Below are 26,213 nucleotides of genomic sequence, written 5' to 3' on the forward strand. Positions count from 1 at the left end.
GCGTGAATCGGATCCGGGAATGGTTGCGGCCCTCGCACTGGGGGTTGCGGATTCGGTCGGCCATCGCGGCCGCGCTGACCGTGGGTGCGGTGCTGCTGCTGGCGGCGGGAGCCATGCTCGGACTGCTGAATCGGTCGCTGCTGCGGGAGATCGATACGGCGGCCGGCACGCGGGCCGAGACCATCGCCGGTGAGCTGACCCGGAATTCGGTGGCCGAGCTGCCGAACTCGCTGTTCGAGGCGACCGGACAGATCGGAGTGGTGCAGGTCATCGACCCACAGGGGCGGATCGCGCGGGAGTCGAACGCGAAGCTGGCGGCACCGCTGCTGGACCCGGGGACAGTGGGCGCGCGAGAGACCGCGCGCCGGCCGGTCTCCGCGTACGACGAGGATCTGCGGGTGTCGGCCCGCACCCTGTCCGCGCCGGATGGCCGGTACCTCGTGCTGGTCGCGGGCGACAGCGAATCGGCCGAGCACGCGGTGAAGCGGGTCGCGGTCCTGGTCGCGGTGGGCGGGCCCCTGGTGGTCGCGGCGGCCGCGCTGGCCACCTACCTGCTGGTGGGGCGGTCACTGCGATCGGTCGAGGAGATCCGCAGCCGGGTGGCGGGCATCGGCGCGGCCGGACTGTCGGAGCGGGTGCCGGTGCCGGTGGCGCGCGACGAGATCGCCCGGCTGGCCGAGACCATGAACGACATGCTCGCCCGCATCGAGGCCGGGCACGCGGCCCAGCGGCGCTTCGTCGGCGACGCCTCACACGAACTGCGCAGCCCGCTCGCCGCGGTCACCGCCGCGCTCGAGCTCGCCCGGGACCGGCCCGAGGTGCTGGACGCCGAATTGATCGGCGGCACACTGCTGCCCGAGACCGAGCGCATGCGGCACCTCATCGAGGATCTGCTGACCCTGGCCGCCGCCGACGAGAGCGGGCTCGACATGCGCACCGGCGATGTGGATCTCGACGATCTGGCCGGCGACCAGGCCGCGGCCCTGCGGGCGCGGGGCGGCCGCACGGTGCGGACGGCGATCGAGCCGGTGCGGATCCGTGGCGATCAACCGAAACTGGCTCGGGCACTGCGCAATATCGTCGACAATGCCGCCGCGCACGCCCGCACCACGGTGGCGGTGACCGTCCGGCGCGACGGCGACACCGCCCGGGTACTGGTGGACGACGACGGCCCCGGCATCCCCGCCGCCGACCGCGAGCGCGTCTTCGGCCGCTTCGTGCGACTGGAGGCCGACCGCGCCCGCGCCACCGGTGGCTCCGGGCTCGGCCTGGCCATCGTCGCGGAAATCGTGGCCGCGCACGGCGGTTCGGTCAGGATCGGCGAATCACCGTGGGGCGGAGCCCGATTCGTCATCGACCTGCCCGTCGCCGGACCAGTCGGGGTCGACCATGCGGTAGCCGACGCCCCGTAGCGTCTCGATGCTGGTGCTGCCGAACGGCGCATCGATCTTCTTGCGCAGGTAGCCGATGTACACCTCGACCACGTTCTCCGGACCGTCGTAGTGGGCGTCCCACACATTGCGCAGGATCTCGATCTTGGTCAGCGCCAATCCCTTGTGCCGCAACAGGAATTCCAGCAGCCCGAATTCGCGCGGGGTCAGCGTCAGCGCGGTCTCGCCGCGCCGCACCGTGCGCCGCGCCGGGTCCAGGGCGAGATCGCCCGCCGTCAGCAGCACCGGCCGCTGCGGTGCGCGCCGGCGCAGCAGCGCGCGCAGCCGGGCGATGAGCACCACGAAGGAGAAGGGCTTGGTCAGGTAGTCGTCCGCGCCGAGATCCAGCGCGTCGGCCTGCTCGTAGTCGCCGTCCTTGGCGGTCAGCATGAGCACCGGCGTGGTCACGTCGCGGGCGCGCAGCCGGCGCAGCACCTCGTAGCCGCTCAGTCCCGGCAGCATGATGTCCAGCACGATCACATCGAAGCTGTCCTCGACCGCCGCCCACAGTCCGTCGGTCCCGGTGTGGGCGAGCTGTACGACGAACCCCTCCAACTCGAGCCCGCGCTGCACGGTCCGCGCCAGCCGCTCCTCGTCCTCGACCACCAGCACCCGCACGGGCACCAGCATGCCCGACGATCCGGCCGCGGGGCGGCCCGGCCCCGCCCGGCCGCGCTCTCAACGTTCTCTCAGCGATGCCATGGCAACCTCGGTGGCATGCTGTCCTCACCCCCTGCGCAGAAGGAAGCGTCCACCACGAAACGGCCCGCCGGATTCCCCGGCCGCACCCTCACCGGCACGTTGGTCGCGCTGGCGCTGGCTGCCGTGATTCTCGTCCTGACCTGCGTGGTGGTCTGGTACAACGGCCCGGCCGGACCGGATTCCGCCTGGTTGCAGTGGTTCATCGACCAGCGCACCGCGACCTGGACCGGCCTGGCGAAGGCGGTCAGCGCGGCCGGGGACACCACCTCGGTGGCGATCTACGCGATCCTGGCGTGCGTGCTGCTGGCCTGGCGGAAGTACTGGGACCAGGCGGTGCTCGTCGCCGTCGCGGCGGCCGGCGCGGGGGTGCTGGTCTTCTTCGGCAAACTTCTCATCGCCCGCGATCGGCCCCCGGTGATCGACCATCTGGTCACCGAGACCAATCACTCCTACCCGTCCGGGCACGCCCTCGGCTCGACCGTCGTGGCCGGCATCCTGGTCGCGGTCCTCCTGCCGATCCTGGCCCGCCGGTTCACCCGCATCCTGGTGATCACCGTCGCCGCCCTGTTCGCCGGAGCGGTCGGCCTGTCCCGCCTCTACCTGGGCGTGCACTGGCCCACCGACGTCCTGGCCGGCTGGCTCATCGGCGCGTGCTGGCTCTCGATGTGCCTGACCCTGCGCGCGTACACCCGCCTGGTGACCGACCGCCTGCCCGGCTCGTTGCGCTGAACCGGACCGGCGGCGGCACCGCACGGAGGTAGCGCTCAGCGCAGCGTGACCGTGGTCGGCAGGCTCGCGAAGCCGCGGTTGTTGGAGGCGTGGATGCGCTGTAGCCCCGCCGGGTCGACCTCGAAATCGGTTACCCGCGAGGCGATTTCCTGCAGCGCCGTGCGCAGTTCCAGCAGCGCCAGGTTGGAGCCGAGGCAGTGGTGGCGGCCGCTGCCGAAGACCAGGGAGGCGGAGGTGTCGCGGTCCAGGTCGAAGGTGTCCGGATCGGCGAAGACCTCCGGGTCGCGGTTCGCGGCCCCGGTCAGCAGCAGGATGCGGGCGTCGGCGGGAATCGACACGCCGTGCAGTTCGACCGGTTCGGTGGTGGTGCGCAGCTGGGTCTGGGTGGCCGGGTCCCAGCGCATGGCCTCGGCGATCCAGTCGTCGATGCGGCCGTCGAGGGCCTGCAGGCGCTGGTCGGGGTGCAGCCAGGCGGCGTGCCAGGCATTGCCGAAGGTGAGCATGCTGGTCTCGATGCCGGCCCCGACCAGCAGGATCAGGACGCCGACGATCTCCTCGGGGGTGAGCCGGTCATCGCCGTCGGCGGCATCCAGCAGACCGGAGAGCAGATCCTCCTGCCGGGACTTGCTGCGCTCGATGGTGAGCTCGGTGTAGTAGCCCACCAGCGCGCCGATGGCCTGCATGGCCTCCGGCCGCAGATCGGTGGACTCCTCCTCGGTGTACATGATCTCCATGCCGAGCTTGCGCAGCATCTCCCGATCGTTCTCGGGCACGCCGACCAGCTCGGAGATCACCTCGGTCGGGAAGGGCCCGGCGAATTCGGCCATGAGGTCGAAGCTGCCGCGCTCCAGCAGCGGTTCCAGCAGGCCGGTCGCGATCTCGCGCAGCCGCGGCTGCAGCGACTGCACCCGGTGCGCGGTGAACGCGCGCGTCACCAGGCCGCGCAGCCGGGTGTGCTTGGGCGGGTCCATGGCGACGAAGGAGAAGAACCGTTCGGCCTGCGGCCCCCAGAAGGCCGGTTCCATGCGCAGGCCGTTCACGCTGGAGAAACGGTCCGAATCGCGGAGTGCCGCGAGCACGTCGGCGTGGCGCGAGAAGGCCCAGAAGTCGTCGGTGTCGTTCCGGTAGACCGGGGCCTCGCTGCGCAACCTGGCATAGTAAGGGTACGGATCGGCATGGACATCGAAATCGAACGGGCTGTAGCGCAACTGCATGACGAACCTTCCGGCGATGCTGCGGGGGCGGGCGCACGGCTCTGCCGGTTTCCGAAGGTACAGAGTCGCTACCGATCCGCAACTGGAGCTGACAGATTCAGACAGTAGCCGAAAAGGATTGTGAGCGTTTTGAACTCGGAATCAGCGGCGGACCGCGTCGACACCACCAAACCGCATCCGGCGCGCCGGTACGACTACTGGCTGGGTGGCAAGGACAACTTCCCCGCCGATCGCGAGTCCGCCGACGCGGTGTCCGAGGCGTTCCCGACGGTGCAGCTGTCCGCGGTGGAGAACCGCAACTTCCTGCGCCGCGCGGTCGCCCATCTGACCGGTGAGGCGGGCATCCGCCAGTTCCTCGACATCGGCACCGGCCTGCCCACCGCCGGGAACGTGCACGAGATCGCGCAGGGCATCGCCCCCGAGTCCCGCATCGTCTACGTCGACAACGACCCCATCGTGCTGGTGCACGCTCGCGATCTGCTCAACAGCTCCCCCGAGGGCCGGACCGCGTATCTGGACGCCGACCTCCGAGACCCGCAGCACATCCTGACCCATCCCGACCTGCTGGCCACCATCGACCTGAGCAAGCCGGTCGCGCTCATGGTGGTCGCGGTCGCACACTTCATGACCGACGAGCTACGGCCCTACGACCTCGTCCGGCAGCTCACCGACGCCCTGGCCCCCGGCAGCTACCTGGTCATGTCGCACGCCACCAACGACTACCTCGACGAGCACGACCTGGCCCGCTCCGCGGAGGCCAATGCCCGCAGCGGCGTGCCGTTCCAATTGCGTTCCAGCGCCGAATTCGCCAAGTTCTTCGACGGATTCACCCTGATTCCGCCGGGCATCACCGCGGTCACCCTCTGGCGGCCCGAGGAGTACCGGCCGCATCCGCGTCCCGAGGCGGTGTCCATGCTGGGGGCGGTGGGCCGCATTCCCTGATCCGGCCGACCCGCCGCGCGCATGGTCAGAGCCTGCCGACGTCCTCGAGCACCCGCCGGGTCTGGGCGAACAGCATGCCCATATTGACCGACTTGCGGCACACCACCACCACGACCACGTCCTCGCGGCTCTCGGCACGCACGAACAGGTGGGTGAGATTGTCGCTGTTGACCAGGATCTCCTGGAAGTAGTGGTGGTCCAACCGGATTCCGCGCCGCTCCTTCCAGATGTTCTCGATCATCACCACATTGCGGCCCTGGAACAGTTCCAGGGCGGCCGCGGCCAGCAGATCGAGGTCCTCCCGGGGATGGTTGTCGACGGTCTCCACCGCCAGCAGCATCCCGGTGGCCATGTCGATGGCGCCCGCGGCGATGCATTCGGGCACCTCCGTGCACAGGACCTTCACCAGCGTCGACACCCGGTCGGTCATGCTGCCGGGGGCACCTGCATTGCTCGACGTGTTCATTGCGTCCTCTCTGGTTTCCTCGGGGTGAGGGGTCGTTGACCGCCGCGCGGCATGGGCTGCGGCGGTCTCGGCGGGAGCACATCGTTGATGCCGCCGGCGCCACGGCAGCAGGGACCGCCCGGGTGCGTCGCGGGGCGGCTCGAGGGCGACGACAGCTCCCGTAGTCATGCTCGAACTCCTGGGAAGTAGGCACGGCGAAATGAGGCGTATCGCAGCCCGGAAGCATCGGAATGTGAAAGTTGCGCGCCTGGTCGACAATTCGACGGCGAATCGCACCGAACCCGTTCACCGCGTGTGGGATATCGTGACAGCCCAGCAGTTTTAGAGCAACGGATTCCGGTGAATCGATTACCTAAGTCCCATGGCATTGCGCGACCCGGCGCGCGGGGAAACCAGCATCACCAGCGCAAGCGATCCGCTAAATGCGCCGCCCACGAGTTAAGCGCGCTTGACGGTCACATCACGAAAAAATGCTGCCGCAAAATATGAACCGTCCGGTCGAATTCATTTGTCCGAATTCGATTTATCGCCGCCCGGCACAACCGGCCGGCGCCAGCAGATCCGCGGCGGCCGAACCGGTCCATGGCCGCCACCACCTCCGCGCCCGCGCACGGCGCACCCAGGGCGCAGGCGCAACCCAGCAGCGCGGCCCCCTTGCGCCGCAGGGTTTCCAGGCATTCGTCCAGCATCCAGCTGGCCAAGCTGTGCAGGGCGTCCCCGACCAGGACCGCGTCCTCGATGCCCCACAGCCGCCACACCGCCGGGCGGCCGCGGCGCAACGGTCAGCGGCGGCTCGCCCGATCGGCGAGCACGCTGACGAAGGGGCCGAGCGGACCGGCGATCACCGGCCGGGGACGGGAGGCACGTAGGGTCTGCTCGGAATAGCGGCCGGTGCTGGTGTGCCAGTGCAGATTTCCGGCCATGTGATCTCGCAAGCGGTCGACATGGCCGAGCAGCGCCGCTCGCACCTCGCCGGGCAGCTCGTGGTCGGCGAAGAATTCGGGCAGCCGTTCGCACGCGACGAGTTCGAACTGCGTCAACCGTTCATTGGCGAGATCGACGACGATATCGGCCGCATGCTCTCGGGAACAGCCCAGGAGGGACTGGGTGAGATACACGAGATTGTAGATCTCCTCCTCGTATTCGATCTCCTTCTGATACGAATAGAGATCGTTGACGAGGGCCGCGTAGTCGTGCGCCGAATTCTGCAGCTGCCGAACAATACTGGAGTCCGATATTTTCGAAATCCGTGGGTCGGAGGCAATTTCGGGCGAATACAGGGCGTCCAGTGCGCAGAACAGCGGCCCGCCCGAGGTGAGGCGTCGCTGCTCGAGATAGTCGACGGGATCGGGCAGCCGGTGCCGAATCTCGTTCTCCAACACGTACTCCCAGCCCTCGAACAGCTCGATCAGGGCCGCCCGCAAGCGCTCACGCCCCGTCTCGTCACAGCCGGCCGCGGTATCGCGCCACAGCGCGGCCAAGCCGTATTCGAGTGCGGTGAGCGGTGCGGGCGGGCTGTCGGTGAGCTGAAGCGGCAAGCGCCGCAACTGATCTCGGCCGGATGCCGGTTCCACCCGGAACACCCGGGTGGCCAGGTCGTCGGCGTAGGTGCCCCAGGTGCACCAGCGGGTGCGCAGCAGCAGCGCGGCCGCATGGGCCCCGGGATCGAGCATGGCCATCAGCCCCGCGAAATCGGCGGCGGCCACGGTCTCGGCCGTCCAGCCGACCCGCGGATCCAGCAGCCCGACGGCCGCGGCCCACCTCGGCCCGTCCGCGCGAGCCAGCGCCACCTGCGGATTCATCGACACCCGATACGGCATCACCAGCCCGCGCACCGGCAGCGGTCCGGATGTTCGCGGCGGCGGAACGTGCTGCCGGAGCTGGATTCGCAACCCCGGCGCGAGCCGGGCGGCCGCGCTGCCCAGCCCGGTCGGACCGCGGTCGACGCCGCTGTTCATGTAGCGGCTCGACCTCAGATGCCACTCGTGCCCACCGGACTGCCAGTCCTGCAGGCCCCCGGTGTACCGCGCGACGGCCAGCTGTTCGGCAGGGGTGGCCGCGTGTTCCACGAACAGCTGTGGCACCTCGACCGACGCGGTGTCCTCGAACTGCTTCAGACGCGAGGTCAGCATGTCATTGGTCAGTTCCGCGGCCGCCTGCGTGGGCAGGCCCAGGAACCGTTCCAGCACCAGCACCATATTGGCGTTCTCGCCCTCGACCCGGACCTCGCGCTCGTAGGAGAACAGGTCGTTGCGCAGATGCACTGCGTCGGAGAAGGTTTCGCACAGCACCCGCAGCGGCCGCTCGGCGGCGAAACGGCCGGGCACCTCGGCGCCGCAGGCGAACTCCACCAGATTGGCCGACCAGGGCGCGCCGCCCACCCGGCGGCGCATCTCGATGTACTCGACCGGATTGGCCACCCGGTCGCGGGCGATATTGTCCAGTTCCCAGAGGGATTCGACCATGAGGTTGTGGGTGGAGCGGCGCATGCGCTGCCGCCAGCCCGGGGACATGACCGGCACGGTCCGGGCCCAGCAGTCGGCCAGGCCGGCCTCCGACGGCGTCTCGGGTTCCGGTGCGGGACAGCCGGGTTCGGCCATGAACAGTTCCAGGCGCGCGAGATAGCGGGTGGCCTCGGACCGGTTGCCGGTGTACTTGTACTCGGCCAGGAACCAGTCGTCGAAATAGAAGACCCAGATGTACCACTCGGTGAGCAGCGCCAAAGCCTCAGCGTCGCAGTCGGGATGGGTGTACGCGCACAGCAGCGCGTAGTCCATACGGTCCAATCTCTCGGCGTCCCAGATGGGTTTGCCGTCGACTCCGAGTTCGCCGAGCATGCCCATGCGCAGCGCCCACGCGGTGGAGTGCGCGCGGGCGTACCCGTGGTGGGGATTGAGCCGGGCGGGGTGCGGGGTGTAGAAATCGGGCAGGGTGAAGGGCTTCAATTCAGGGCCCTCTCGCTGGAGGTTGTGCACTCCGGTCGCCGGCGGCACCGGTATTGCGCTGCTGTTTGCGATATGTCGAACGAACCGCGTCAGAACTCTCACTGCGACAACGTGATCAGCGTCACAACCATGGTAGAGGCCCGTCGCCGTCTCGCCAACACCTCGCAATCTTCGCCGACCGACCAGTACCTCCCGAACCGGCCGGCCCGCCGCCACCCGAGATAGCCTGGGCGCTGCGCCACCCGCACCCGCCACCCACACCAGGAGGATCGTCCATGCCGAATCCCGCCGCCGACCGCGCCCCGATCCTGCAGCGACTGGGCGACCGTGGCCGGGTGCGCGTGATCGTCGCCGGTGGCGGCACGGGCGGCCACACCTATCCGGCGGTAGCGGCCGTGCGGGCGCTGCGGGATCTGGCGGCCGAGACCGGGGCCGCGGCCGAGGTGCTGTGGGTGGGTGTGCCCGACAGCCTGGAGCAGCGGGTCGCGGCGGAGAACGACATCGACTTCACCGGCATCAAGGCCGGCAAGCTGCGCCGCGACCGCAATCCGCTCAAGATGCTCAACAAGGACAATGCGCGGGATGCCCTGCGCGTGCCGGTCAGCGTCCTCACCGCCCAGGGCGTGGTGCGCCGGTTCCGCCCGGACGCGGTGCTGTGCACCGGCGGCTACGTGTGCGCCCCGATCGGGATGGCCGCCGCGCTGCGCCGGCGGCCGCTGGTGATCCACGAGCAGACCACCGGCGTCGGCAAGGCCAACCTGCTGCTGGCCCGGATGGCCGACCGCATCGCGCTCAGCTCCGAGGCGTCGATCGCCATGCTGCCCGCGCGCGCCCGGGACCGGGCCGTGGTCACCGGCAACCCGATTCGCCCGACCCTCACGACCGGCGATCCGGCCGCGGCGGTCAAGGCTCTCGACTGGGAGGGCTACACCCCCGGCCTGCCGACGGTCTACATCACCGGCGGTGCGCAGGGCGCGGTGCAGATCAACGAGCTGATCGGGCAGCTGCTACCCGAACTCCTCCACTCCGCCAATGTGATTCACCAGTGCGGACGACTCTCCTTCGCGCAGGTTCGCGACCACGCCGCCGCCCTCCCGGAGGACGTGCGCGGCCGCTATCTGGTGCGAGAGTTCGTCGGCCCCGAGCTCCCCGATGTGCTGGCGCTCACAGACGTGGTCGTATCCCGTTCCGGCGCAGGAACTCTCGCCGAGCTCACCACGCTGGGCAAGCCCTCGGTGCTGATTCCGTACCCGCATTCGGTCGGCGGCGAGCAGATTCGCAATGCCCGAATCCTGGCCGACCACAACGCCGCTCGCGCCCTCGTCGGTGACGACGCCACCGTCGCGAACCTCCGCACGGCCCTCACCGAACTCCTGACCGATGCCGGGACCCGCGCCGCCGTGTCGGCCGCCGCCCGCGCCCTCGGCCACCCGGAGGCCGCCACGGACCTCGCCCTCACCGTCCTGGATCTGGCCACCCGCTGAGCGCGGATCACGAAAAGCCGTACGCCGCTACGCGATCTATTCCACATGCCACTCTCAGTCGGAGTGGGTAGGGTCGGAGGTGTCAGCAAGCCCTCGGTTACTCCAGGGATTGCTACCCGAGAGATTGGAGATGCCATGCAAATCCAGGTCTTCGCCGACAAGAACATCGGCGGCGGCGCGATCGCCGAGGAAGCGACGGACACCATCGCTTCGATTCTGGATCGATTCGCTGATCACCTCACCCGGGTCGAGGCCCACATCACCGATGTGAACGGGCACAAGGGTGGTTCCGAGGACAAGAAGTGCAGCCTCGAGGCGCGGCCCAAGGGCCAGCCACCGGTGGCGACCACCCACCGCGCGGCCACCGCCGAGGACGCCTACACCGGAGCCGCCGACAGCATGGCGCACCTGCTCGACAGCAAGTTCGGGCGGCTCCATCACGCCAAGGGCGGTGAATCGATCCGCCACCTCGTGTCGGACTGAGTCCGGCCGCGGGCCGCTGCCTGCGACATTCGGTTACGGAAGGAGCCCGAGGCGGCGTGCGCGCACGACCGCCTCGTGGCGGTTGTGCGCGCCGAGTTTGGTCATGGCGCTGCGCAGATAGCTCTTGACCGTCTCCGGTCGCACCGAAAGTCGCTGCGCCGCTTCCAGATTCGTGCAGCCCAGCGCGACGTGGGCGAGGACGTCCAGTTCCCGGGGCGCGAGGCTCACCGCGTCGTCCGGGGCCGCGACACCCGACACCAGGCGCGCGAGCTTCTCGGTCACCTCGCGCAGGCGCCGGCGGGCCGACGCCTCCGAGACCACCTGGGTGATGCCGCGCAGTTCCGCGTGCAGATCCCGGAGTTGTTCGGTGACAACGGCATTGGCTTCGGCGACGAAGGCATGGGCGCTCGTCGTGGACTCCCGCGCGCAGGACAGGCGCAGCCGCCGATCCACTTCGTCGCGAATGGCCAGTTCCGTCGCGAGCCGGCGCCCGGCCTGCACCATCTCGTCGGCGATGCGGTCGCCGATCACCCCCGAGTCCCGATTGGCCACGTACAGCACCGCCCGTGCCTCGCCCCGCACCACCACCGGCACCGCCACCACCGCGCGCAGGCCCTCGCCGAGCACCGGGGCGTCGTAGTGGTGGGTGATGGTCGAGGCCGAGCGATAGTCCGACACCGAGCGCGGCTTGCCCGTCACCACCGCCGAGCCGCCCAGCCCGGAGCTGGGAGCGACGGCCAGCCCGCGCATGCCGTTGGTGCGGGTGCCGACGAATTCGCTGAGCACCAGCATGCCCGCGTGCACCTCGCCGCCGAAGACGACCGGAAGCTTGCTGGCGGAGGCGAGAGTGCGCAGCTCAGCACGCAGAGCGTCACCGTCGCTGGGGCGCAGGAGCCCGTCCGTGGCCGAAGTCATCGGTCAGCCCCTTTCGGGGGTAGTCCAGGGTGAGTGTGACGTAGATCCTACTGGTGTGAGCGAGAGCACGAGCTACACCTTCGGAGTCTGGGACGCTCCCCTGCTGGGCGAGACCATCGGCGCCAACCTGGACCGGACCGCGGCCGCGCATCCGGACCGCGAGGCCCTCATCGACTACACCACCGGTATCCGCTGGACCTACCGCGAATTCAACGCCGAGGTCGACGCGCTGGCGCTGGGCCTGCTGGCGGCCGGCATCGGCAAGGGCGACCGGGTGGGCATCTGGGCGCCGAACTGCCCGCAGTGGACGCTGATCCAGTACGCCACCGCCAAGGTCGGCGCGATCCTGGTCAATATCAATCCGGCGTATCGGGCGCACGAACTGCGCTACGTGCTGCGCCAGTCCGGAATGCGGATGCTGGTCGCGGCACCGTCGTTCAAGACCTCCGACTACGCGGCCATGATCACCGAGGTGCGCCCGGAGTGCCCGGAGCTCGAACAGGTGGTGCTGCTGGACAGCCTCGAATGGCAGAGCCTGTCGACCAGCGGCCGGGCCGCGAATCCGGAGCTGCTGGCCGCCGCGCAGTCGGCGCTGTCCACCGACGACCCGATCAATATCCAATACACGTCCGGCACAACGGGTTTCCCCAAGGGCGCGACCCTGAGCCACCACAATATCCTCAACAACGGCTATTTCGTGGGCGAGCTGTGCGGCTACACCGAGCAGGACCGGATCTGCATCCCGGTGCCGTTCTACCACTGCTTCGGCATGGTGATGGGGAATCTGGCCGCCACCACGCACGGCGCGGCCATGATCATCCCGGCACCGGCCTTCGACCCGCGCGCCACCCTGGAAGCCGTTGCGGCCGAACGCTGCACCTCCCTGTACGGGGTGCCGACCATGTTCATCGCCGAACTGGCCGATCCGGAGTTCGACACCTACGACCTGTCCTCGCTGCGCACCGGCATCATGGCCGGATCGCCGTGCCCGGTGGAGGTGATGAAGCAGGTCATCGAGCGCATGGGCATGCGCGAGGTGAGCATCTGCTACGGCATGACGGAAACCAGCCCGGTCTCCACCCAGACCCGCGGCGACGATTCGCTGGTGCAGCGCACCGCGACGGTCGGCCGGGCCGGGCCGCACATCGAGGTGAAGATCGTGGACCCGGTGACCGGGGTGACCGTGCCGCGCGGCACGGCCGGCGAACTGTGCACCCGCGGCTACTCGGTGATGCTCGGCTACTGGGGCGAACCGGAGAAGACCGCCGAGGCCATCGACGCCGCACGCTGGATGCACACCGGCGACCTGGCCACCATGGACGACGAGGGCTACGTGGCCATCACCGGCCGCATCAAGGACATGGTCATCCGCGGCGGCGAGAACATCTACCCGCGCGAGATCGAGGAATTCCTCTACACCCATCCCGACATCGTCGACGCCCAGGTGATCGGTGTGCCCGACGTCAAATATGGCGAGGAATTGATGGCGTGGATCCGGATGCGACCGGGTACACCGCCCTTGACCGCCGAGAGTCTGCGTGAGTACTGCGCCGGCAAGCTCGCCCACTACAAGATTCCCCGCTATGTGCACGTCGTCGACGAGTTCCCGATGACCGTGACCGGCAAGATCCGCAAGGTCGAGATGCGCGAGATCGGCGCGCGACTGCTCGGCCTGACCGAGGAGAACGCATGACGAACACCGAGGCCTACCGCGCCGCCCGCGACGGACTGCTGGCCGTGTCGACGGACTACGACGCGGCTCTGCGCGAGTTCGAATGGCCACGGCTGACCGGCGAATTCAACTGGGCCACCGACTGGTTCGACCACATCGCCCGCGGCAACGACCGGCCCGCGCTGTGGATCGTCGAGGAGGACGGCTCCGAGCAGCGGATCAGCTTCGCCGAGATGGCCGAGCGCTCGGACCGGGTGGCCACCTGGCTGGCCGGGCTGGGCGTCGGCAAGGGCGACCGCGTCGTGCTCATGCTCGGCAACCAGGCCGAGCTGTGGGAGGCCATGCTGGCGGTCGCCAAGCTGGGCGCGGTCATCATGCCCACCACCGGGGCGCTGGGCCCGGCCGATCTGAGCGACCGGATCGAGCGCGGCGGAGCGCGTTTCGTCATCGCCAATCACGGCGATACGGGCAAGTTCGACGAGGTGCCGGGCGACTACACGCGAATCGCGGTGGGCGAGCCGGTATCTGGCTGGCACGACTACGCCGCCGCGGCGTCCGTCGAATCGGCCGGGCCGTTCCGGGCCGTCACCGAGGTGACCGATCCGCTGCTGGTGTACTTCACCTCCGGCACCACCAGCAAGCCGAAGATGGTGCAGCACTCCCAGATCAGCTACCCGGTCGGTCACTTGAGCACCATGTACTGGATCGGCGTCCGCCCCGGCGACGTACATCTGGCCATCAGCGCGCCCGGCTGGGCCAAGCATGCCTGGAGCTGCTTCTTCGCGCCGTGGCTGGCGGAGGCGACCGTATTCGTCTACAACTACGCGCGTTTCGACGCCGCGGCCCTGCTGGCGCAGCTGCGCCGGGCCGAAGTGAACACATTCTGCGCGCCACCCACGGTGTGGCGCATGCTGATCCAGGCCGATCTGGGCGAGCGTCCGGCGGGGCTGCGCGAAATCCTCGGCGCGGGTGAGCCCTTGAACCCCGATGTCATCGCGCAGGTCGAGAAGGCGTGGGGCCTGGTCATCCGCGACGGCTTCGGCCAGACGGAAACAACCCTGCAGGTGGGCAATACGCCCGGCCAGCCGCTCAAGCCCGGCTCCATGGGGCGGCCCGCGCCGGGCGTGCCGGTGGTGCTGGTGGATCCGATCACCGGGCAGCGCGCCGAGGAGGGCGAGATCTGCCTGGATCTGGCTGCCGCGCCGGTCAATCTGATGACCGGCTATCTCGGCGATCCGGAGCGTAATGCCGCGGTCATGGACGGCGGCTACTACCATACCGGCGATGTGGCCGTGCGAGACGCGGACGGATACATCACCTATATCGGGCGCACCGACGACGTTTTCAAGTCCTCCGACTACAAGGTGTCCCCCTTCGAGCTGGAGAGCGTGCTCATCGAGCATCCGGCCGTGGTGGAGGCGGCCGTGGTGCCGCAGCCGGATGACACGCGGCTCGCGGTGCCCAAGGCCTACGTGGCGCTGGCGGCGGGATGGGAGCCGGACCGTGAAACCGCCCGCGCCATCCTGGAATACGCCCGCGATCACCTCGCGCCCTACCTGCGTGTCCGCCGGCTGGAGTTCACCGAGCTACCGAAGACGATTTCCGGCAAGATCCGCCGCGTCGACCTGCGCCAGCGCGAGGAGCGGGCGCACGCGTCCGGCGAGACCATCCCCACCGAGTACCGCTACGAGGAAGTACTGAGCGACACCATCCGCTGAAACCGCACACCGCCCCATGCCCCTACGACAGACCGGAGCTCCCATGCCCCATACCGCGGAATCCGCGACCGCCTATGTCATCGCCGCCCTGGAGGCCAAGGGGACGGCGACCCGTGAGGACTTCGATATCCCCGGGATCGTCAGCACGACGCACAGCATCACGCAGACATGGGATTTCCAGGCGGTCGACCGCCGCCGGTTCTGGGGCATAGCGGCCACCTTCCTGCGCGCCTGACCCGCAGAAAAACCAGGGAGCGACACCCGCTCGCCGGTCCCGCAGGAAATCGGGGACGAGCGGGTTGTCTCACAGTTCGGCGAATTCGCGGTTTCCGGCCGCGAATTCGCCGCACCATTGGCTGATGCACACCTCCGACTCCGTGCTGCTGCCACGTTTCGTCCTGTCGCGCGCGGCGGCCGCGGGCCTGGACCCGGCCCGCCTCGCCCGCGAGGCCGGCATGCCGGGCTGGCTGCTGGAGGACGGCGATGCCCGGGTGTCCAGTGACTACTTCCCGCGGCTGTGGGAGCTGCTGGAGTACGAGCTGGACGACCCGGAGGTCACCCTGCGGGCCACCGCCAGTTACCGGCTCGGGGAATTCGGGCTGATCGACTATCTGATCTCGACGGCCGAGACCGTCGGCGCGGGTTTCGGCGTGATGGGCCCGTGCGTGGGGGCGATCTCCACCAACTTCCGCGTCGAGCCCGGCGCGCAGACCGAGACCGAGTCCACCTTCGACATCTACACCGTCAATACCGAGGGCCGCGGCCGCGACCTGTCGGTACAGATGGCGCTGGCCTCCCTGATCTCGCGCCTGCGCCAGACCACCGGCCGCCCGATGGATCCGGTGCGCATCCGGTTGCGCGAGCGCGCGCCCCGCCGCCTCGACGCCTTCACCGAGCAGTTCGGCACGGCGCGGCTGGATTTCGGCGCTCCGGTCGACCGGATCACCTTCCACAACGCGGACTTCGAGCTGGCCCAGATCACGGCGGACCCCTTGCTGGCAGCGGTATTGCGCCGCCACGCCGCCACCATGCCGCCCCCGCCGCCGCGCGCCACCGAGTGGCCGGACCGGGTGGCGGCGGTGCTGGCCGAGGTCCTGGACGGCACCGACGCGCTGCTCGACCAGGTTGCGCGCCGTCTCTACACCAGCCCGCGCACCCTCCAGCGCCGCCTCGCCGAATCCGGCACCACCTGGCGCCTCGAGGTCGACCGCGCCCGCAAACGCCACCTCGAAGATCTCGAATCCGGCTGGGCCGCCGAACACGACTGCGATACGCCATGATTCGCCGAAGTTCCCGGGGGTACCCACTCCGGCGAGGTGACCCGAGGTGGCGTGGGCGAGGCGGTGTGGCCGGGCGGATGGAGCAGCGATCATGACCGCCTCGGACAGTGTGCTGCTGGCCCGGTTCGTGCTGACGCGAGCCCGGGCGGCGGGGCTGGATCCGGTGGAATTGGCGCGGGCGGCGGGAATCGGGGCCGGCGCGCTGGACGGGCCGCCGGGAAGCATTCCGGGGCAGTGCTATCCGCGATTGTGGGAATTGTTCGAGCGCAGGGCGGAATTGCCGCACGTGGGACTGCGGGCGGCCGAACGGTACGGAATGGGGGAACTGGGGATGATGGATTATCTGCTCGCCACGGCGTCGACCGTGGGCGAAGGGTTCAGGGCCGCAGGGGAATTCGGATCCGCGCTGTCGACCACGCGGCGCCTGGCCGTGGTCGGCGAGGACGACCGGCACGTCACCTTCGCGGCGGAGACGACCGGGGAGGGCCGGGGCGCGGAGGTCGCGGCGCAGGCGAGCTTCGCCTTCCTGACCGGTCGCGCACGCCTCGGTGCCCGGACGCGGATCGCGCCGGTCGCGGTGACCCTGCGGGAACGCGCGCCGCGCCATCACGCACCGTATACCGAGTTCTTCGGCACGGCCGCGGTCGATTTCGGCGCCGATGCCGACACGCTCACGCTGCGCCACGCGGACCTGGACCGGCGGCAGTTCACCGCCGATCCCGGGCTGGCGGCCGTGCTACGCCGGGCCGCCAGGGCGGCGACCCTGTCCACCCCGCCCGCGCGCGCCTGGGCCGATCTGCTTGCCGCCGAACTCGATTCACTACCGTCGCTGGACACGGCGTCGATCCACGGCATGGCCCGGCGGCTGGGTACCAGCCCGCGCACCCTGCAGCGGCGACTGGCCGCGGCCGGAACCAGTTGGAGCCGGGAGCTGGCGAGCGCGCGCCGCCGGGCGGCGTGGTGATGGGCGGCCGTGACTACTCGATCCGACGCTCACGACAGCATTCTGATGGCCCGGTTCGCACTGGAGCGGGCGGCCCGGGCGGGGCTCGACCCGGAGCGGATCGCCCGGCTGGCCGGGGTCCCCGCCTGGCGCGAGGGTGGCGAGGGGACCCGGGTGTCGTCCCGGTACTGCCTGCGGGTGTGGGAGCTGCTCGAACAGGAAACCGGTGACCCGGATATCGCCCTGCGCGTGCCGGAGGACAGTGCGACCGGCGAATTCGGGCTGCTGGAGTATCTGTTCCTGTCGGCGGAGACCCTGGGCGCGGCGCTGGAAGCCTGCGTGCGCCACACCGGCAGTCTGACAACGAGTTACAACTTCCGGATCACGCATCGCACCGAACACGAGGTCTGCTACGAGGTGCTGTCCGGGGTGGAGGACTGCCGCGGGCGGGAACTGTTGGTGCAGGCGGCTTTCGCGCTCCTCGTGGGCCGGGGCCGGGCGGCCACCCGCTCCCCGATCGTGCCCGCGCGGGTGACCTTCCGGCAGGCCGCGCCGGCCGACCTCGCCGCCGTCACCGAGCTGTTCGGCACTCGCGCAATCGATTTCGGGAGCCTGGTCGACTCCCTGACGCTGCGCGCCGCGGATCTGGCGTTACCCATGAAGTCGGCCGATCCCGAGTTGACGGCCGTGCTGCTGTCCTACGCGGCCACACTGCCGGCCACTCCCGAGTCCGGCGTCACCTGGCTGGAACGGCTCGGCGACGTCCTCGACGGCGCTCTCGACGAGGGCACGGCGACACTGGAAGTGGTAGCGCGGCGTCTGCTGACCTCACCAAGATCACTACAACGCCGCCTGACCGAGGCCGGAACCACCTGGCGCCGTGAGGTGGACCGGGCGCGGCGCCGCAGATTGCAACGGGCCGAACACCTTCCACGTGCTCAGCAGGCGGAATTCCTGGGATACGCGGATCCGGCCAGCCTGCGGCGCGCCGTACATCGCTGGCGCGATCGCGACGATTCCTGAAAGATGGACCCCGCGCGCAGGCCGAAATCGCACCTACCGTACGGTATTCCGGCAACCACACAGCAAGGTTGGCGTGTACCGGCCCGGTTTGGCGTCTTCGGAACTCCCGCGCGACGCGGGCGGAAATGAAACTGGACGGAAACGCCACGACGTGCCCGCCGCGAGGCTCGCCACGGCGTTTGCGATGCGTGGTTGTGGCCGACGCTGTCCACGGCCACGCGTTCCCATCCGGTCCCGGTCCTCGATTGGAGCTTCCTCGTGCCCCACACCGCAGAAACCGCCACCGCCTATGTCGTCACCGCCGTGGAGGCCAAGGGCACCGCCACCCGGCACGACTTCGACATCCCGAGCATCGTCAGCATCACGCACAGCCTCACCGAGAGCTGGGATTTCAACAGCGTGGACCCGAACATGTTCTGGAACATCGTCGCCACCTTCCTCGAGCACTGAGCTCGGCCGCGCCCGCGCAGGGCGACCGCCGCCGCGCCGATGATCGACGCGTCCAGCAGCACGATCGCGAAAATCGACCCTAGCAGGCGGTGGACCTGGCCCAGCAGGTGCGCGAGCTCGCCCACGTCGATGAACTTCCCGACCGCGTCGTTGGCGCGCGGCGTAGTCGGCGGTCATCATCAGCGCGGGCGCGCCGATCACCACGACGAACGCGCCCAGCGTGGTGTCGGCCCGCTCGTAGCCGATGAACCGCGGGGTGATGCGCTTGTCGACGACAGTGGACCGCTGGAAGAACGCCGGTGACCGCGCCCAGGCGAACCACCATCTCCTGGTACACCGGCGCCTTCAGCAACTGCGACAGATGCGCCGTCGCAACCGATTCCGGCTTCGGCGATACTGTGGGCTCGGTCATCTGCGCTCCTGATCGAGCGACCCGGAATTCCGGCGGCCACGGGCGAAACATTGCATGTCCGAATTTGACGAATCAATCCTCTGCTGCCAGAATTTGCGGCGTCAATCAGCACCTCGCTAGGCGAGGCTCCTGTACGAACACAGGCCACTGATCCGACGACGTCGAGAGACGCCCAGGGTTAGGACAGGTTTCCCCGGATTAAGGGGTCACCCGAAGTGGCTTCCCAACGTCATTGTCATTGGGTATACGTCGTGCAGTGCCGAAGCTCTGACGAGAGGGGTGCTCGCCCGCCGGCCTGCTGCCGTGGCGACTCCTCGTGTGCACCCTGGTCAGCGCCCTCGTGCGCTCCGGCCACCAGGAGGTGAGGACGACCCATGGCCCCCGGCGATAGTCCGTATCCGAGTGATCCGTTCCACTCATCCGTTTGCGGGTGGAAACACGCCACACGACTCTGACCTTTCACCACACCACGCACGATGCGTATCCCCATTACGCGGCCGTGTAATGCGTGCTGGCCTTTTCACCCTCATTCGAAATCATCCACCAAGAATTTCGGAGGTTCGCCAATGAGGAAAATCACCGCGTACACCCCGGCCGCCACCGTCCCCGCCCCGGCCGTCCCCGCGCCGGTGCTGAAGACCGTCGCGAGCCAGGCCGACCAGGATGCCGCCTTCTCCGCGGCGGTCGACCAGTTCGGTCTGGCCACCTCGATGGGCACCCTGATCGGCACCCTCATCGGCGGCGCGGCCGGTTGCGCCATCGGCGCCGCGGGCGGCGCCATCGCCGGCGTCACGGTCATGTCGGTGCCGACCGGTATCGCGGGCTGCCTCACGGGTGGCCGCCATCGGTTTTCCGCTGGGTGCGGCGGCCGGTCTGGTGCTGACCGGCGTACCCGCCGCCATCGCAGTCGGCATCGGCCTGGCCCAGCGCCTGTCCGCGCCCGACTCGACCCCGGCTCCCGCCGGCGCGGCGCCTGCCCCTGCCGTCTAGCGGGCGGATCCGATTGTGTCTGTGAAACCCGTTGTGGCGGTGATGGTCTCGACCCTCGCCGCCGCTGCCTTCTGGTCCGGCAGCAGGTTCGGGACGGTCACACACCGTCTACCGAGAGGGTGGCCTGCATGAGAGTCATGGCCCCCGCGCACGGGTCCGGTTGCGCCGCGTGGTCGCGGTTCTGGACCCACCAGGTGACGGTGCCGGTGTCGGAGGTGGTCACGGCGCAGGTGCTCGGATCCTTCGGGTCACGCCAGTACATGCCGCCGAAGTGCTTGATCACCAAACGCTCGACCTGATAACCGAATTGGTCAGCGATCTGGACCTCACGGCTCAGGGTGTCGTTCTCCAGCCAGGCGTAGGCGATGTCGATCGCGCCGCCGTTCGGACTGGTGGCGGTCCAGTTGCAGATGGTGGGGGCGCTCTGCTGCTCGAGGCCCGAGACGTGCAGGTTGCTCGCGATCTTCCGATCCTCCAGCGGGCCGCAGCCGGCCAGCAGGTTCGGGGCGTCGGCGGCGCGGACGGGTGATTCCCTCGGACCCTGCGAGCACCCCGCCAGTGCGGCGATCAGCAAGGCCGCCAAGGTGATTCGCGTTCGAACCGTACGCATTACCCCTGTCCCGCCTTCGTCAGAGTGGACGCCGCCAGCTGTTCCAGTCCCGCGCAGGGCCCCTTGGCGGTCTCGGTGATCGCGGCCCGCTCCGACCAATCGATGAAATCGCTGTTCCCGAACGGAAGTGCCACCTCGCACGACTGCGGCCCCTGCCATTCGATGCCGGATTGCCCGGCCACCTGAACGTCGGACGGGCGCGCGTCGGTGATCTGAGTCCGGCGCTCCGCGAGCGGACTGCCCCGGAACCAGTGGAATACCACCGCGTAGTCACCGCCCGCGGGCCGCTGCCACGCACATCCCAGCGGATTCACCGCCACTCGCCGCAGCCCATTGAGCCCGGTCGCCTGATCGACATCGGCATCGGCCACCCCGCCGCACAGTTCGATGGTGTTCGGCGCCGGCATCACCGCCGCCTTGGATGTGGTCGTCGCCGGGGCCGCCTGCTGATTCGACGAGCCGCCGCAGCCCGCGATCGCCGCCCCGATCAGGGCGATCCCCGCCACCGCACCCACCGCTCTCATCACGCCGACCAGCGTAGGCGAACCGCCTGAATCGTGCCCTCGGCGACGCGGCGGACGATTTCCGACCTGGCGCCCAGCGTGCCCGGATCCCGGGGTCGACCTTCCCCGCATACGCGCACCCGGCTGCGCCCGGTGGACTATCTCGGCATCGGTGTCGGCGTGCTGCTGATCGCGATGGACGCGGCGGCGGCCCGGGTCAGTTCTCCCGGCGGGCGCGGGCGCGGCGTTTGCCCTCGTGCATGGCCTGCACCCGCGCCACCGGGATGGTGTGCCCCTGGGCGATGAGATCGGCTGGGAGAGATTGGGGTTCGGGCATGGCCTCGGCCCAGGGATCGCGGTCGCCGAGCATCTTGGCCGCTGTGCGAATCGTGAAGTCGTGCGGGTCGATGCCGGGCAGGTCCGCCCAGGCGACCGGGAACGAGACGGTCGCGCCCGGGCGGATCCGCGGGCTGTAGACCGACACCACCGTCGCGCCGCCGGCGCGGGTCGAATCGAGAAAGACCTTGCCGCCCCGGTCTTCTCGAATGAACGCCGTGGTGGCGAGCTGCGGATCGAGACGTTCGGCGCGGGCCGCGATCGCCCGGGTCGCCGCCGCGGCATCCTCGAGGTCGACGCCCGGCACGACCGGGACGAAGATGTGCACGCCCTTGGAGCCACTGGTTTTCACCGCGCCCGCCAGCCCGTCCGCCGCCAGCGCTTCCCGAATGAGCTGCGCTGCCCCGACCACCTGGGCGAAGGGCTGATCCGGCGCCGGGTCGATATCCAGCACGAGATGCGTTGGGCTGCCGGAATAGTCGGCGAGACCTTCCGCGTACAGCAGTGTCACGTGATACTCCACCGCGCGCTGATTCCCGAACCACAGCAACGTCCGCACGTCATCGCACAGCGCGTAGGACACCTCCCGTTTCGAACTGCCCGCCCACAGCGTCACCCGCCGCACCCACTCCGGTGTGTACTTGGGCAGGTTCTTCTGCATGAACGGCTCCTGCCCCGGCCGCACCCGCACCACCGACAGCGGCCGCTCCCGCAATGACGGCACCATCCGCTCGCCGATCGCCTCCAGGTAGTCGATCAAATCGCCCTTGGTGGCCTCGGCCCCGTCGAACAAGGGACTGTCGAGACTGGAGAACTTCAGCCCGGCCCGCACGTCATCGCCCATCGGCCCACCATGCGCCACACCCGTACCGCCGTCAACCATCCCGGCCGTGACGGCCCGCGCCGTCACCCGATATCGACGACCCTTGCCCAGGCGGGCGGACGGTCCGGTACGTAGTCCGGATCGTCTTCCCGCCAGGCGGGGTCCCGGCGGAACAAGCCCACGACCGTGCGGCAGGCGGGGCGGGCGGCCGGCCAGGGTGTCTGACCGTCCGTCAGCACCACGACCACATCCGGACGGGGTTGCGCGCGTAGCGCTTTGGCGAAGCCGGTGCGCAGATCCGTTCCCCCGCCGCCGATCAGCGGGATGCCCTCGGCACGGCATAGCGGATCCGCGATCCGGGCCGCGGCGTCGCACGACAGCACCGTGACCAGGTCGCGGCGGCCGCCCACCGTCCGGGCGATGGCTGCCGTTTCGAGCAGCGCGCTGCCCAGTTCGGCGTCGCTGACCGACCCAGAGGTATCGATGATCACGGTGACGCGAGGTGGGGTGTGCCGCAGGCTCGGCAGGACGACGCCGGGCACTCCGGCCGAGCGCCGCGCGGGCCGCCCATAGCTGTAGTCCGCGCCGACGCCGGGGGCGGAAGCCGCCGAGCGGATCGCCGCTCCCAGCAGATCCCGCCACGGCTGCGGCGGGTGCACCGCCGCCTCCGCCCACCGGCGCCAGCCCTCGGGCGCGTGCCCCGGACGGCCGACAATGCCCTGCGCCACGCGAAATCGGACGGCGTCGCGTTCCTGTTCACTCAGTCCGTCCGCGCCGTCCGGCCCCAGTTCCCACTCCCGGTCGAGGCCGTCGGCGCCGCTGCCGCAGTCCAGCCAGGCCAGGTCCGCGGTGCGCGGCCCGAGACGGAACTGACGCAGGTAGTCCTCCATGAGCTCACCGGAGCCCAGCCCCAGCGTCGACGGCAGCACCGCCCCCTCGGGCTGGACCAGGCCGTCGCCGAACGCGTCGTCATTGATCTCGGCATCCGCGGCGATATTCATCCGCAGTCGCTCCGCCGGGCCGGTCAGGTTCTGCTCCCGGGCGAATCGGTCACTGCGCCTGTGATGTTCGCGCAGCAGATGCGACACCTCGTGTACCAGGACCGAGGCCAGGTCCTCCACCGGCGTGTAGTTCACGAACGCCGGCGACACATAGCACCGCCAGTACCGGTCCACGCCCATCGTCGGCACCCGCGGCGACTCGACCAGGTGCAGCGCGAACAAGGCGGTCGCCAGATACGGCCGGGCCCGGGCGGCCAGCAGCCGGGCGGCGAAGAGCTTGTCGAAGTCGAGCGGCGCGGTGTCCGGTGTCATCGGCGCGCCTGCGCGGCGACCCGGGCCGCGGCGCGATCCGCGCCCTGCGACACCGACACCATGCCGGCCAGTCGTTCGATCGAGGCGGGTACGTCCCAGTCGTCCCGTCGCAGGGTGGCGAGGGTCGTCGCGGGGACGACCACCAGGTCCGGGGCACCGGATTCCACGGCCTTCACCAGCAGCGCCCACGCCGCGTCCCAGCGGGATCGCTCCGGCCGCAAGCGGACTGCCGCCACCACACCGTCGAGCACGGCCTGACGGAGATCGCCCCGCTCGGGCAGCTCGGCGGCGGCCGGGTCGGCGAGCAGCACCTCCGGATCGGGCAGGTCCATCCGGTCGATGCCGGCCAGCAATTCGAAACCGGGACCGTCGCCGACGGCGCCTCGGACCAGCAGGGACAGCACATCCCGTCCGGAGCCGGCCGCGGTGGCGAAGGCGATCAGCCGCACGGTCATCTCCCAGCTGCGCGGCGACGGCCAGGCGCCACCCCTGCGGGTTTCGGAGCTGGGCAGTTGATGGACGAGTGCGGGACGCGCCGCGAGCAGCACGCACACCGCGCGGCGGGCGAAAGCCACTGCCTCCGTGACCTTTTCCGGAGCGAGCGTGGGCAAGATCGCGCGCGGCCAGGTACCGCCGAGGCCCCGGACCACCACATCGTGATCGTGCGTCCACGGCAGGTGCACGAAACGGTTGGCCAGCGGCGGACTCAGCTCCCAGCCGTCGGCCGCCGAGGAACGCGGGTTGGCGGCGGCGACGATGCGGACACCGTCGGGCAGGCGCAGTGCACCGATCCGCCGTTCCAGGACCAGGCGGAGCAGGGCCGCCTGCACGGCCGGCGGAGCGGTCGACAGTTCGTCCAGGAACAGCAGCCCGCGACCCGCCCGCACCAGCCGGACGGCCCAGTCCGGCGGCGCCATCGGCACGCCGTGCGTCGCCGGGTCGTCTCCGATGATGGGCAGGCCCGAAAAGTCCGACGGCTCATGGACACTCGCGATCACCGTGGTCAGAGGAAGATCCAGGGAGGCGGCGAGCTGGGTCAGGGCCGCGGTCTTGCCGATCCCGGGCTCGCCCCACAGCAGCACCGGCAGGTCGGCGGCGACCGCCAGTGTCAGCGCGTCCAATTGGATGTTCGGGCGCGGCTCGGTGGTCACCGCGCCCAGCAGGTTCAGCAGTTCGCCCGCGACGTCGAGTTGGGAAGGGTGGGCGTGCTCCGCGGCCGGAGCGCACGTGGTTTCTACAGGCATGTGTGAATCACCTTTGGGCGTAAAGGAATTGGGGAAAGATCAGCGTGCGGTCGCGTGGCGGGGATGCGCGCGGCTTGCGCTGCGTCGGCGGGCATGATCGCGCTCGGCCGCCGGTGGGGTCAGCGCTGGCCTGGTCAGCCCGGCCCGGAACAGCCCGTAGCCGATCCGCCGTTGCGCGGCAGCCTCGAGCTCGTCTCGCAGCGCTCCCGCACGCAGTAACGCGTCGGGCCCGAGCAGACCTTCGACGACGGCCAGCGCACCGGCGGTGTCGCCGTGGTCCAGCCGTTCACGAACGCCGACAAGACAATCCGGATGCCGATGCGCCCGGTCGATGGCCTGCAGACAGGGCAGCGGAGTGCCGGTCAACCCGACCAGCAGCTCCTCCCTGCGGACCTCCGCCGGATCGTGGTCCAGTGCGGCCAGCACCCCGTTCACCAGTCCGATGCGGTGCAGCTCGCCCCGGCAGTCCACCAGGTGCGGCCGGCCCGCCGGGTCGGCAATCGGGGAGATATCGGCGGGCGAATGATCCGTTACCAGCGCCGACGCGACCAGTGGATGCAGCCGATCGGGCGTGATGGCACCGGCACGAAGCAGTTCCAGATCGGGCAACACCCAGGTCGCCGCGTCCGGCAGCACCGGCAGCGCGGATATCCCGCCCCGCGGAAACGTCTGCTCGATCCGCATAACCGGCGAATCATCCTCGGGCACAGACACATCGACGACGATCCGCCGCCGTGCGCCACACCGAACCAGAACCGGCCCGGCCCGGCGCCCATGCGCCTGCAGCAGTATTCCCGCCTCAGCCGCCCATCGGTCGACGGCGCACCCCGGCGGCACCAGCTCCGACAGCCCGGAGCCCGGCATGCCTTCGTCGGCGAATCGCGCTGCACCGGAACGCATCCGCAGCTCATCACTGCTGCGGGCATCCCACAGATGACGGTGCAGATCGAGCCGGAACCGCCGGCTGGGGCGGGAATGCGGGTGCAGGCCGGCACCGGAGCGGGATCCGTCCCAGAGTGCGAGGCTGATTCGCTGGCCCGCATCCGCCCAGGCGGGTGCGGTCCGGACGACCAGATGCACGGAATGATCTCTGCCACAACGGATTACTGATCCTTCCGGATCGTATCGTGCCAGGGTGATCGTCAGCCCCGGCCGAAGCAGACCGTCAGGAGCAATCCGCGGCATGTGCCAGCGCAACAGGTCCGGCGCCAAGTGGCGCAGATCGGCCCGCACCCGAGCGGCGAGTTCCCGGCCGTGGGCGCGCACCAGCGAACGCATATCGATATCGACATCGAAACCCGCTGCGGCACAAGCCCCGGCCCAGTCCCCGACACAACGCCGGGCAGTCGCGGTCTCGATCATGGACGGCGGCACGGCGTACTCACGCACGCGCAGCCAGAAGGAAAAGCGGGAATCGTCCCAATTCGTACTCGAAGTGCGCATCAGCACTCACCTGGCACGAACGGGACCCCCAATCTTTGTTCAGAAGGAGTCAACACCCGGCCGAGAATAACCCCTTCCCGCGATCCGGTCCAGCCGCGGCGCATTACCGCGAGCCGACACAGGAAGTGGTGAAACAGGAAGGG

Annotated in this window: 26 protein-coding genes, 1 pseudogene and 1 riboswitch; of the genes and pseudogenes, 13 read left to right on the top strand and 14 right to left on the bottom strand. The window is 69.6% G+C overall.

Going from position 1 to position 26,213, the window contains the following annotated elements; genetic code table 11:
* Window positions 1-2 precede the first annotated feature (2 nt).
* Complete coding sequence (locus tag ABZV44_RS14295; protein ID WP_354835918.1) at window positions 3-1,412, top strand: ATP-binding protein; 1,410 nt, start codon at window positions 3-5, stop codon at window positions 1,410-1,412.
* Here the strand turns inward: ABZV44_RS14295 and ABZV44_RS14300 are convergent.
* A complete protein-coding gene (locus ABZV44_RS14300; RefSeq protein ID WP_354836012.1) occupies window positions 1,326-2,048 on the bottom strand; it encodes a response regulator transcription factor in 723 nt (240 codons plus the stop codon). The two genes, ABZV44_RS14295 and ABZV44_RS14300, sit on opposite strands and share 87 nt — an antisense overlap.
* A 99-nt stretch (window positions 2,049-2,147) precedes the next feature.
* Between ABZV44_RS14300 and ABZV44_RS14305 the strand changes: the two genes are divergently transcribed.
* Entirely contained in the window at window positions 2,148-2,861 is a 714-nt protein-coding gene (locus ABZV44_RS14305) for a phosphatase PAP2 family protein (protein WP_354835920.1), read from the top strand.
* A 35-nt stretch (window positions 2,862-2,896) separates the two neighbouring features.
* Here the strand turns inward: ABZV44_RS14305 and ABZV44_RS14310 are convergent, their stop codons facing one another.
* Window positions 2,897-4,075 (bottom strand): cytochrome P450, encoded by a 1,179-nt coding sequence (locus ABZV44_RS14310; protein ID WP_354835922.1) that lies wholly within the window; start codon window positions 4,073-4,075, stop codon window positions 2,897-2,899.
* 120 nt (window positions 4,076-4,195) lie between these two features.
* On the opposite strand from ABZV44_RS14310, the gene ABZV44_RS14315 reads away from it, so the two are divergent.
* Window positions 4,196-5,017, top strand: coding sequence for an SAM-dependent methyltransferase (locus tag ABZV44_RS14315; protein ID WP_354835924.1), 822 nt, complete (start codon window positions 4,196-4,198; stop codon window positions 5,015-5,017).
* Window positions 5,018-5,042: 25 nt separating this feature from the next.
* On the opposite strand, the gene ABZV44_RS14320 is transcribed toward ABZV44_RS14315, so the two are convergent.
* The 3 genes from ABZV44_RS14320 to ABZV44_RS14330 all read right to left on the bottom strand — a co-directional run bounded on the left by ABZV44_RS14320 (window position 5,043) and on the right by ABZV44_RS14330 (window position 8,428).
* Window positions 5,043-5,447, bottom strand: a complete 405-nt coding sequence (locus ABZV44_RS14320; protein ID WP_354835926.1) for a hypothetical protein — start codon at window positions 5,445-5,447, stop codon at window positions 5,043-5,045.
* 491 nt (window positions 5,448-5,938) lie between these two features.
* The gene (locus ABZV44_RS14325) at window positions 5,939-6,184 is read right to left on the bottom strand and encodes a hypothetical protein (RefSeq protein WP_354835928.1); all 246 of its coding nucleotides are present in this window, start codon (window positions 6,182-6,184) and stop codon (window positions 5,939-5,941) included.
* A gap of 81 nt (window positions 6,185-6,265) precedes the next feature.
* Complete coding sequence (locus ABZV44_RS14330) at window positions 6,266-8,428, bottom strand: germacradienol/geosmin synthase (RefSeq protein ID WP_354835930.1); 2,163 nt, start codon at window positions 8,426-8,428, stop codon at window positions 6,266-6,268.
* 275 nt (window positions 8,429-8,703) lie between these two features.
* On the opposite strand from ABZV44_RS14330, the gene ABZV44_RS14335 reads away from it, so the two are divergent.
* On the top strand, window positions 8,704-9,912 hold the full coding sequence (locus tag ABZV44_RS14335; protein ID WP_354835932.1) for a UDP-N-acetylglucosamine--N-acetylmuramyl-(pentapeptide) pyrophosphoryl-undecaprenol N-acetylglucosamine transferase: 1,209 nt from the start codon (window positions 8,704-8,706) through the stop codon (window positions 9,910-9,912).
* Between the two features lie 135 nt (window positions 9,913-10,047).
* Window positions 10,048-10,395, top strand: a complete 348-nt coding sequence (locus ABZV44_RS14340; RefSeq protein ID WP_354835934.1) for a ribosomal subunit interface protein — start codon at window positions 10,048-10,050, stop codon at window positions 10,393-10,395.
* Window positions 10,396-10,428: 33 nt separating this feature from the next.
* Here the strand turns inward: ABZV44_RS14340 and ABZV44_RS14345 are convergent, their stop codons facing one another.
* Window positions 10,429-11,310: a LuxR C-terminal-related transcriptional regulator gene (locus ABZV44_RS14345; protein ID WP_354835936.1), complete on the bottom strand. Its 882-nt coding sequence runs from the start codon at window positions 11,308-11,310 to the stop codon at window positions 10,429-10,431.
* A 55-nt stretch (window positions 11,311-11,365) separates the two neighbouring features.
* Here ABZV44_RS14345 and ABZV44_RS14350 point away from each other — a divergent pair, with 55 nt between their 5' ends.
* The 7 genes from ABZV44_RS14350 (at window position 11,366) to ABZV44_RS14380 (ending at window position 18,396) form a co-directional block, all read left to right on the top strand.
* The gene (locus tag ABZV44_RS14350) at window positions 11,366-13,003 is read left to right on the top strand and encodes an AMP-binding protein (protein ID WP_354835938.1); all 1,638 of its coding nucleotides are present in this window, start codon (window positions 11,366-11,368) and stop codon (window positions 13,001-13,003) included.
* Window positions 13,000-14,700 carry an AMP-binding protein gene (locus ABZV44_RS14355; protein ID WP_354835940.1) on the top strand — a complete coding sequence of 567 codons (1,701 nt, stop codon included), beginning with the start codon at window positions 13,000-13,002 and terminating at the stop codon, window positions 14,698-14,700. Before ABZV44_RS14350 ends, ABZV44_RS14355 begins: the two co-directional genes overlap by 4 nt.
* 43 nt (window positions 14,701-14,743) lie before the next feature.
* Window positions 14,744-14,935 (top strand): hypothetical protein, encoded by a 192-nt coding sequence (locus ABZV44_RS14360; RefSeq protein ID WP_354835942.1) that lies wholly within the window; start codon window positions 14,744-14,746, stop codon window positions 14,933-14,935.
* Between the two features lie 124 nt (window positions 14,936-15,059).
* Complete coding sequence (locus tag ABZV44_RS14365; RefSeq protein ID WP_354835944.1) at window positions 15,060-15,980, top strand: AraC family transcriptional regulator ligand-binding domain-containing protein; 921 nt, start codon at window positions 15,060-15,062, stop codon at window positions 15,978-15,980.
* A gap of 91 nt (window positions 15,981-16,071) precedes the next feature.
* The gene (locus ABZV44_RS14370) at window positions 16,072-16,944 is read left to right on the top strand and encodes an AraC family transcriptional regulator ligand-binding domain-containing protein (protein ID WP_354835946.1); all 873 of its coding nucleotides are present in this window, start codon (window positions 16,072-16,074) and stop codon (window positions 16,942-16,944) included.
* A gap of 9 nt (window positions 16,945-16,953) precedes the next feature.
* Window positions 16,954-17,946: an AraC family transcriptional regulator ligand-binding domain-containing protein gene (locus ABZV44_RS14375; RefSeq protein ID WP_354835948.1), complete on the top strand. Its 993-nt coding sequence runs from the start codon at window positions 16,954-16,956 to the stop codon at window positions 17,944-17,946.
* A 258-nt stretch (window positions 17,947-18,204) separates the two neighbouring features.
* Window positions 18,205-18,396 carry a hypothetical protein gene (locus tag ABZV44_RS14380; protein ID WP_354835950.1) on the top strand — a complete coding sequence of 64 codons (192 nt, stop codon included), beginning with the start codon at window positions 18,205-18,207 and terminating at the stop codon, window positions 18,394-18,396.
* A gap of 17 nt (window positions 18,397-18,413) precedes the next feature.
* Here the strand turns inward: ABZV44_RS14380 and ABZV44_RS14385 are convergent.
* Both ABZV44_RS14385 and ABZV44_RS14390 read right to left on the bottom strand, forming a co-directional pair.
* Window positions 18,414-18,690: pseudogene (locus tag ABZV44_RS14385) on the bottom strand (manganese transporter); the annotation flags it as partial.
* A 223-nt stretch (window positions 18,691-18,913) separates the two neighbouring features.
* Window positions 18,914-19,094, top strand: a riboswitch (M-box (ykoK) riboswitch).
* A gap of 240 nt (window positions 19,095-19,334) precedes the next feature.
* The gene (locus ABZV44_RS14390) at window positions 19,335-19,640 is read right to left on the bottom strand and encodes a hypothetical protein (protein ID WP_354835952.1); all 306 of its coding nucleotides are present in this window, start codon (window positions 19,638-19,640) and stop codon (window positions 19,335-19,337) included.
* Between the two features lie 2 nt (window positions 19,641-19,642).
* On the opposite strand from ABZV44_RS14390, the gene ABZV44_RS14395 reads away from it, so the two are divergent.
* Window positions 19,643-19,798, top strand: coding sequence for a hypothetical protein (locus tag ABZV44_RS14395; RefSeq protein ID WP_354835954.1), 156 nt, complete (start codon window positions 19,643-19,645; stop codon window positions 19,796-19,798).
* Between the two features lie 97 nt (window positions 19,799-19,895).
* On the opposite strand, the gene ABZV44_RS14400 is transcribed toward ABZV44_RS14395, so the two are convergent.
* From ABZV44_RS14400 to ABZV44_RS14425, 6 genes are all read right to left on the bottom strand, one after another.
* Entirely contained in the window at window positions 19,896-20,408 is a 513-nt protein-coding gene (locus ABZV44_RS14400) for a DUF3558 family protein (protein WP_354835956.1), read from the bottom strand.
* Complete coding sequence (locus ABZV44_RS14405) at window positions 20,408-20,932, bottom strand: DUF3558 family protein (RefSeq protein WP_354836014.1); 525 nt, start codon at window positions 20,930-20,932, stop codon at window positions 20,408-20,410. The genes ABZV44_RS14400 and ABZV44_RS14405 overlap by 1 nt, the downstream gene beginning before the upstream one ends.
* 196 nt (window positions 20,933-21,128) lie before the next feature.
* Window positions 21,129-22,091 carry an ATP-dependent DNA ligase gene (locus ABZV44_RS14410; protein ID WP_354835958.1) on the bottom strand — a complete coding sequence of 321 codons (963 nt, stop codon included), beginning with the start codon at window positions 22,089-22,091 and terminating at the stop codon, window positions 21,129-21,131.
* 62 nt (window positions 22,092-22,153) lie between these two features.
* The gene (locus tag ABZV44_RS14415; RefSeq protein WP_354835960.1) at window positions 22,154-23,383 is read right to left on the bottom strand and encodes a VWA-like domain-containing protein; all 1,230 of its coding nucleotides are present in this window, start codon (window positions 23,381-23,383) and stop codon (window positions 22,154-22,156) included.
* The gene (locus tag ABZV44_RS14420) at window positions 23,380-24,627 is read right to left on the bottom strand and encodes a MoxR family ATPase (RefSeq protein ID WP_354835962.1); all 1,248 of its coding nucleotides are present in this window, start codon (window positions 24,625-24,627) and stop codon (window positions 23,380-23,382) included. Before ABZV44_RS14420 ends, ABZV44_RS14415 begins: the two co-directional genes overlap by 4 nt.
* A gap of 39 nt (window positions 24,628-24,666) precedes the next feature.
* Complete coding sequence (locus ABZV44_RS14425; protein ID WP_354835964.1) at window positions 24,667-26,070, bottom strand: hypothetical protein; 1,404 nt, start codon at window positions 26,068-26,070, stop codon at window positions 24,667-24,669.
* Window positions 26,071-26,213 lie beyond the last annotated feature (143 nt).

Origin of the sequence: Nocardia sp. NPDC004860 (genome assembly GCF_040609015.1) — a bacterium.
In the GTDB taxonomy this organism is placed as follows: domain Bacteria; phylum Actinomycetota; class Actinomycetes; order Mycobacteriales; family Mycobacteriaceae; genus Nocardia.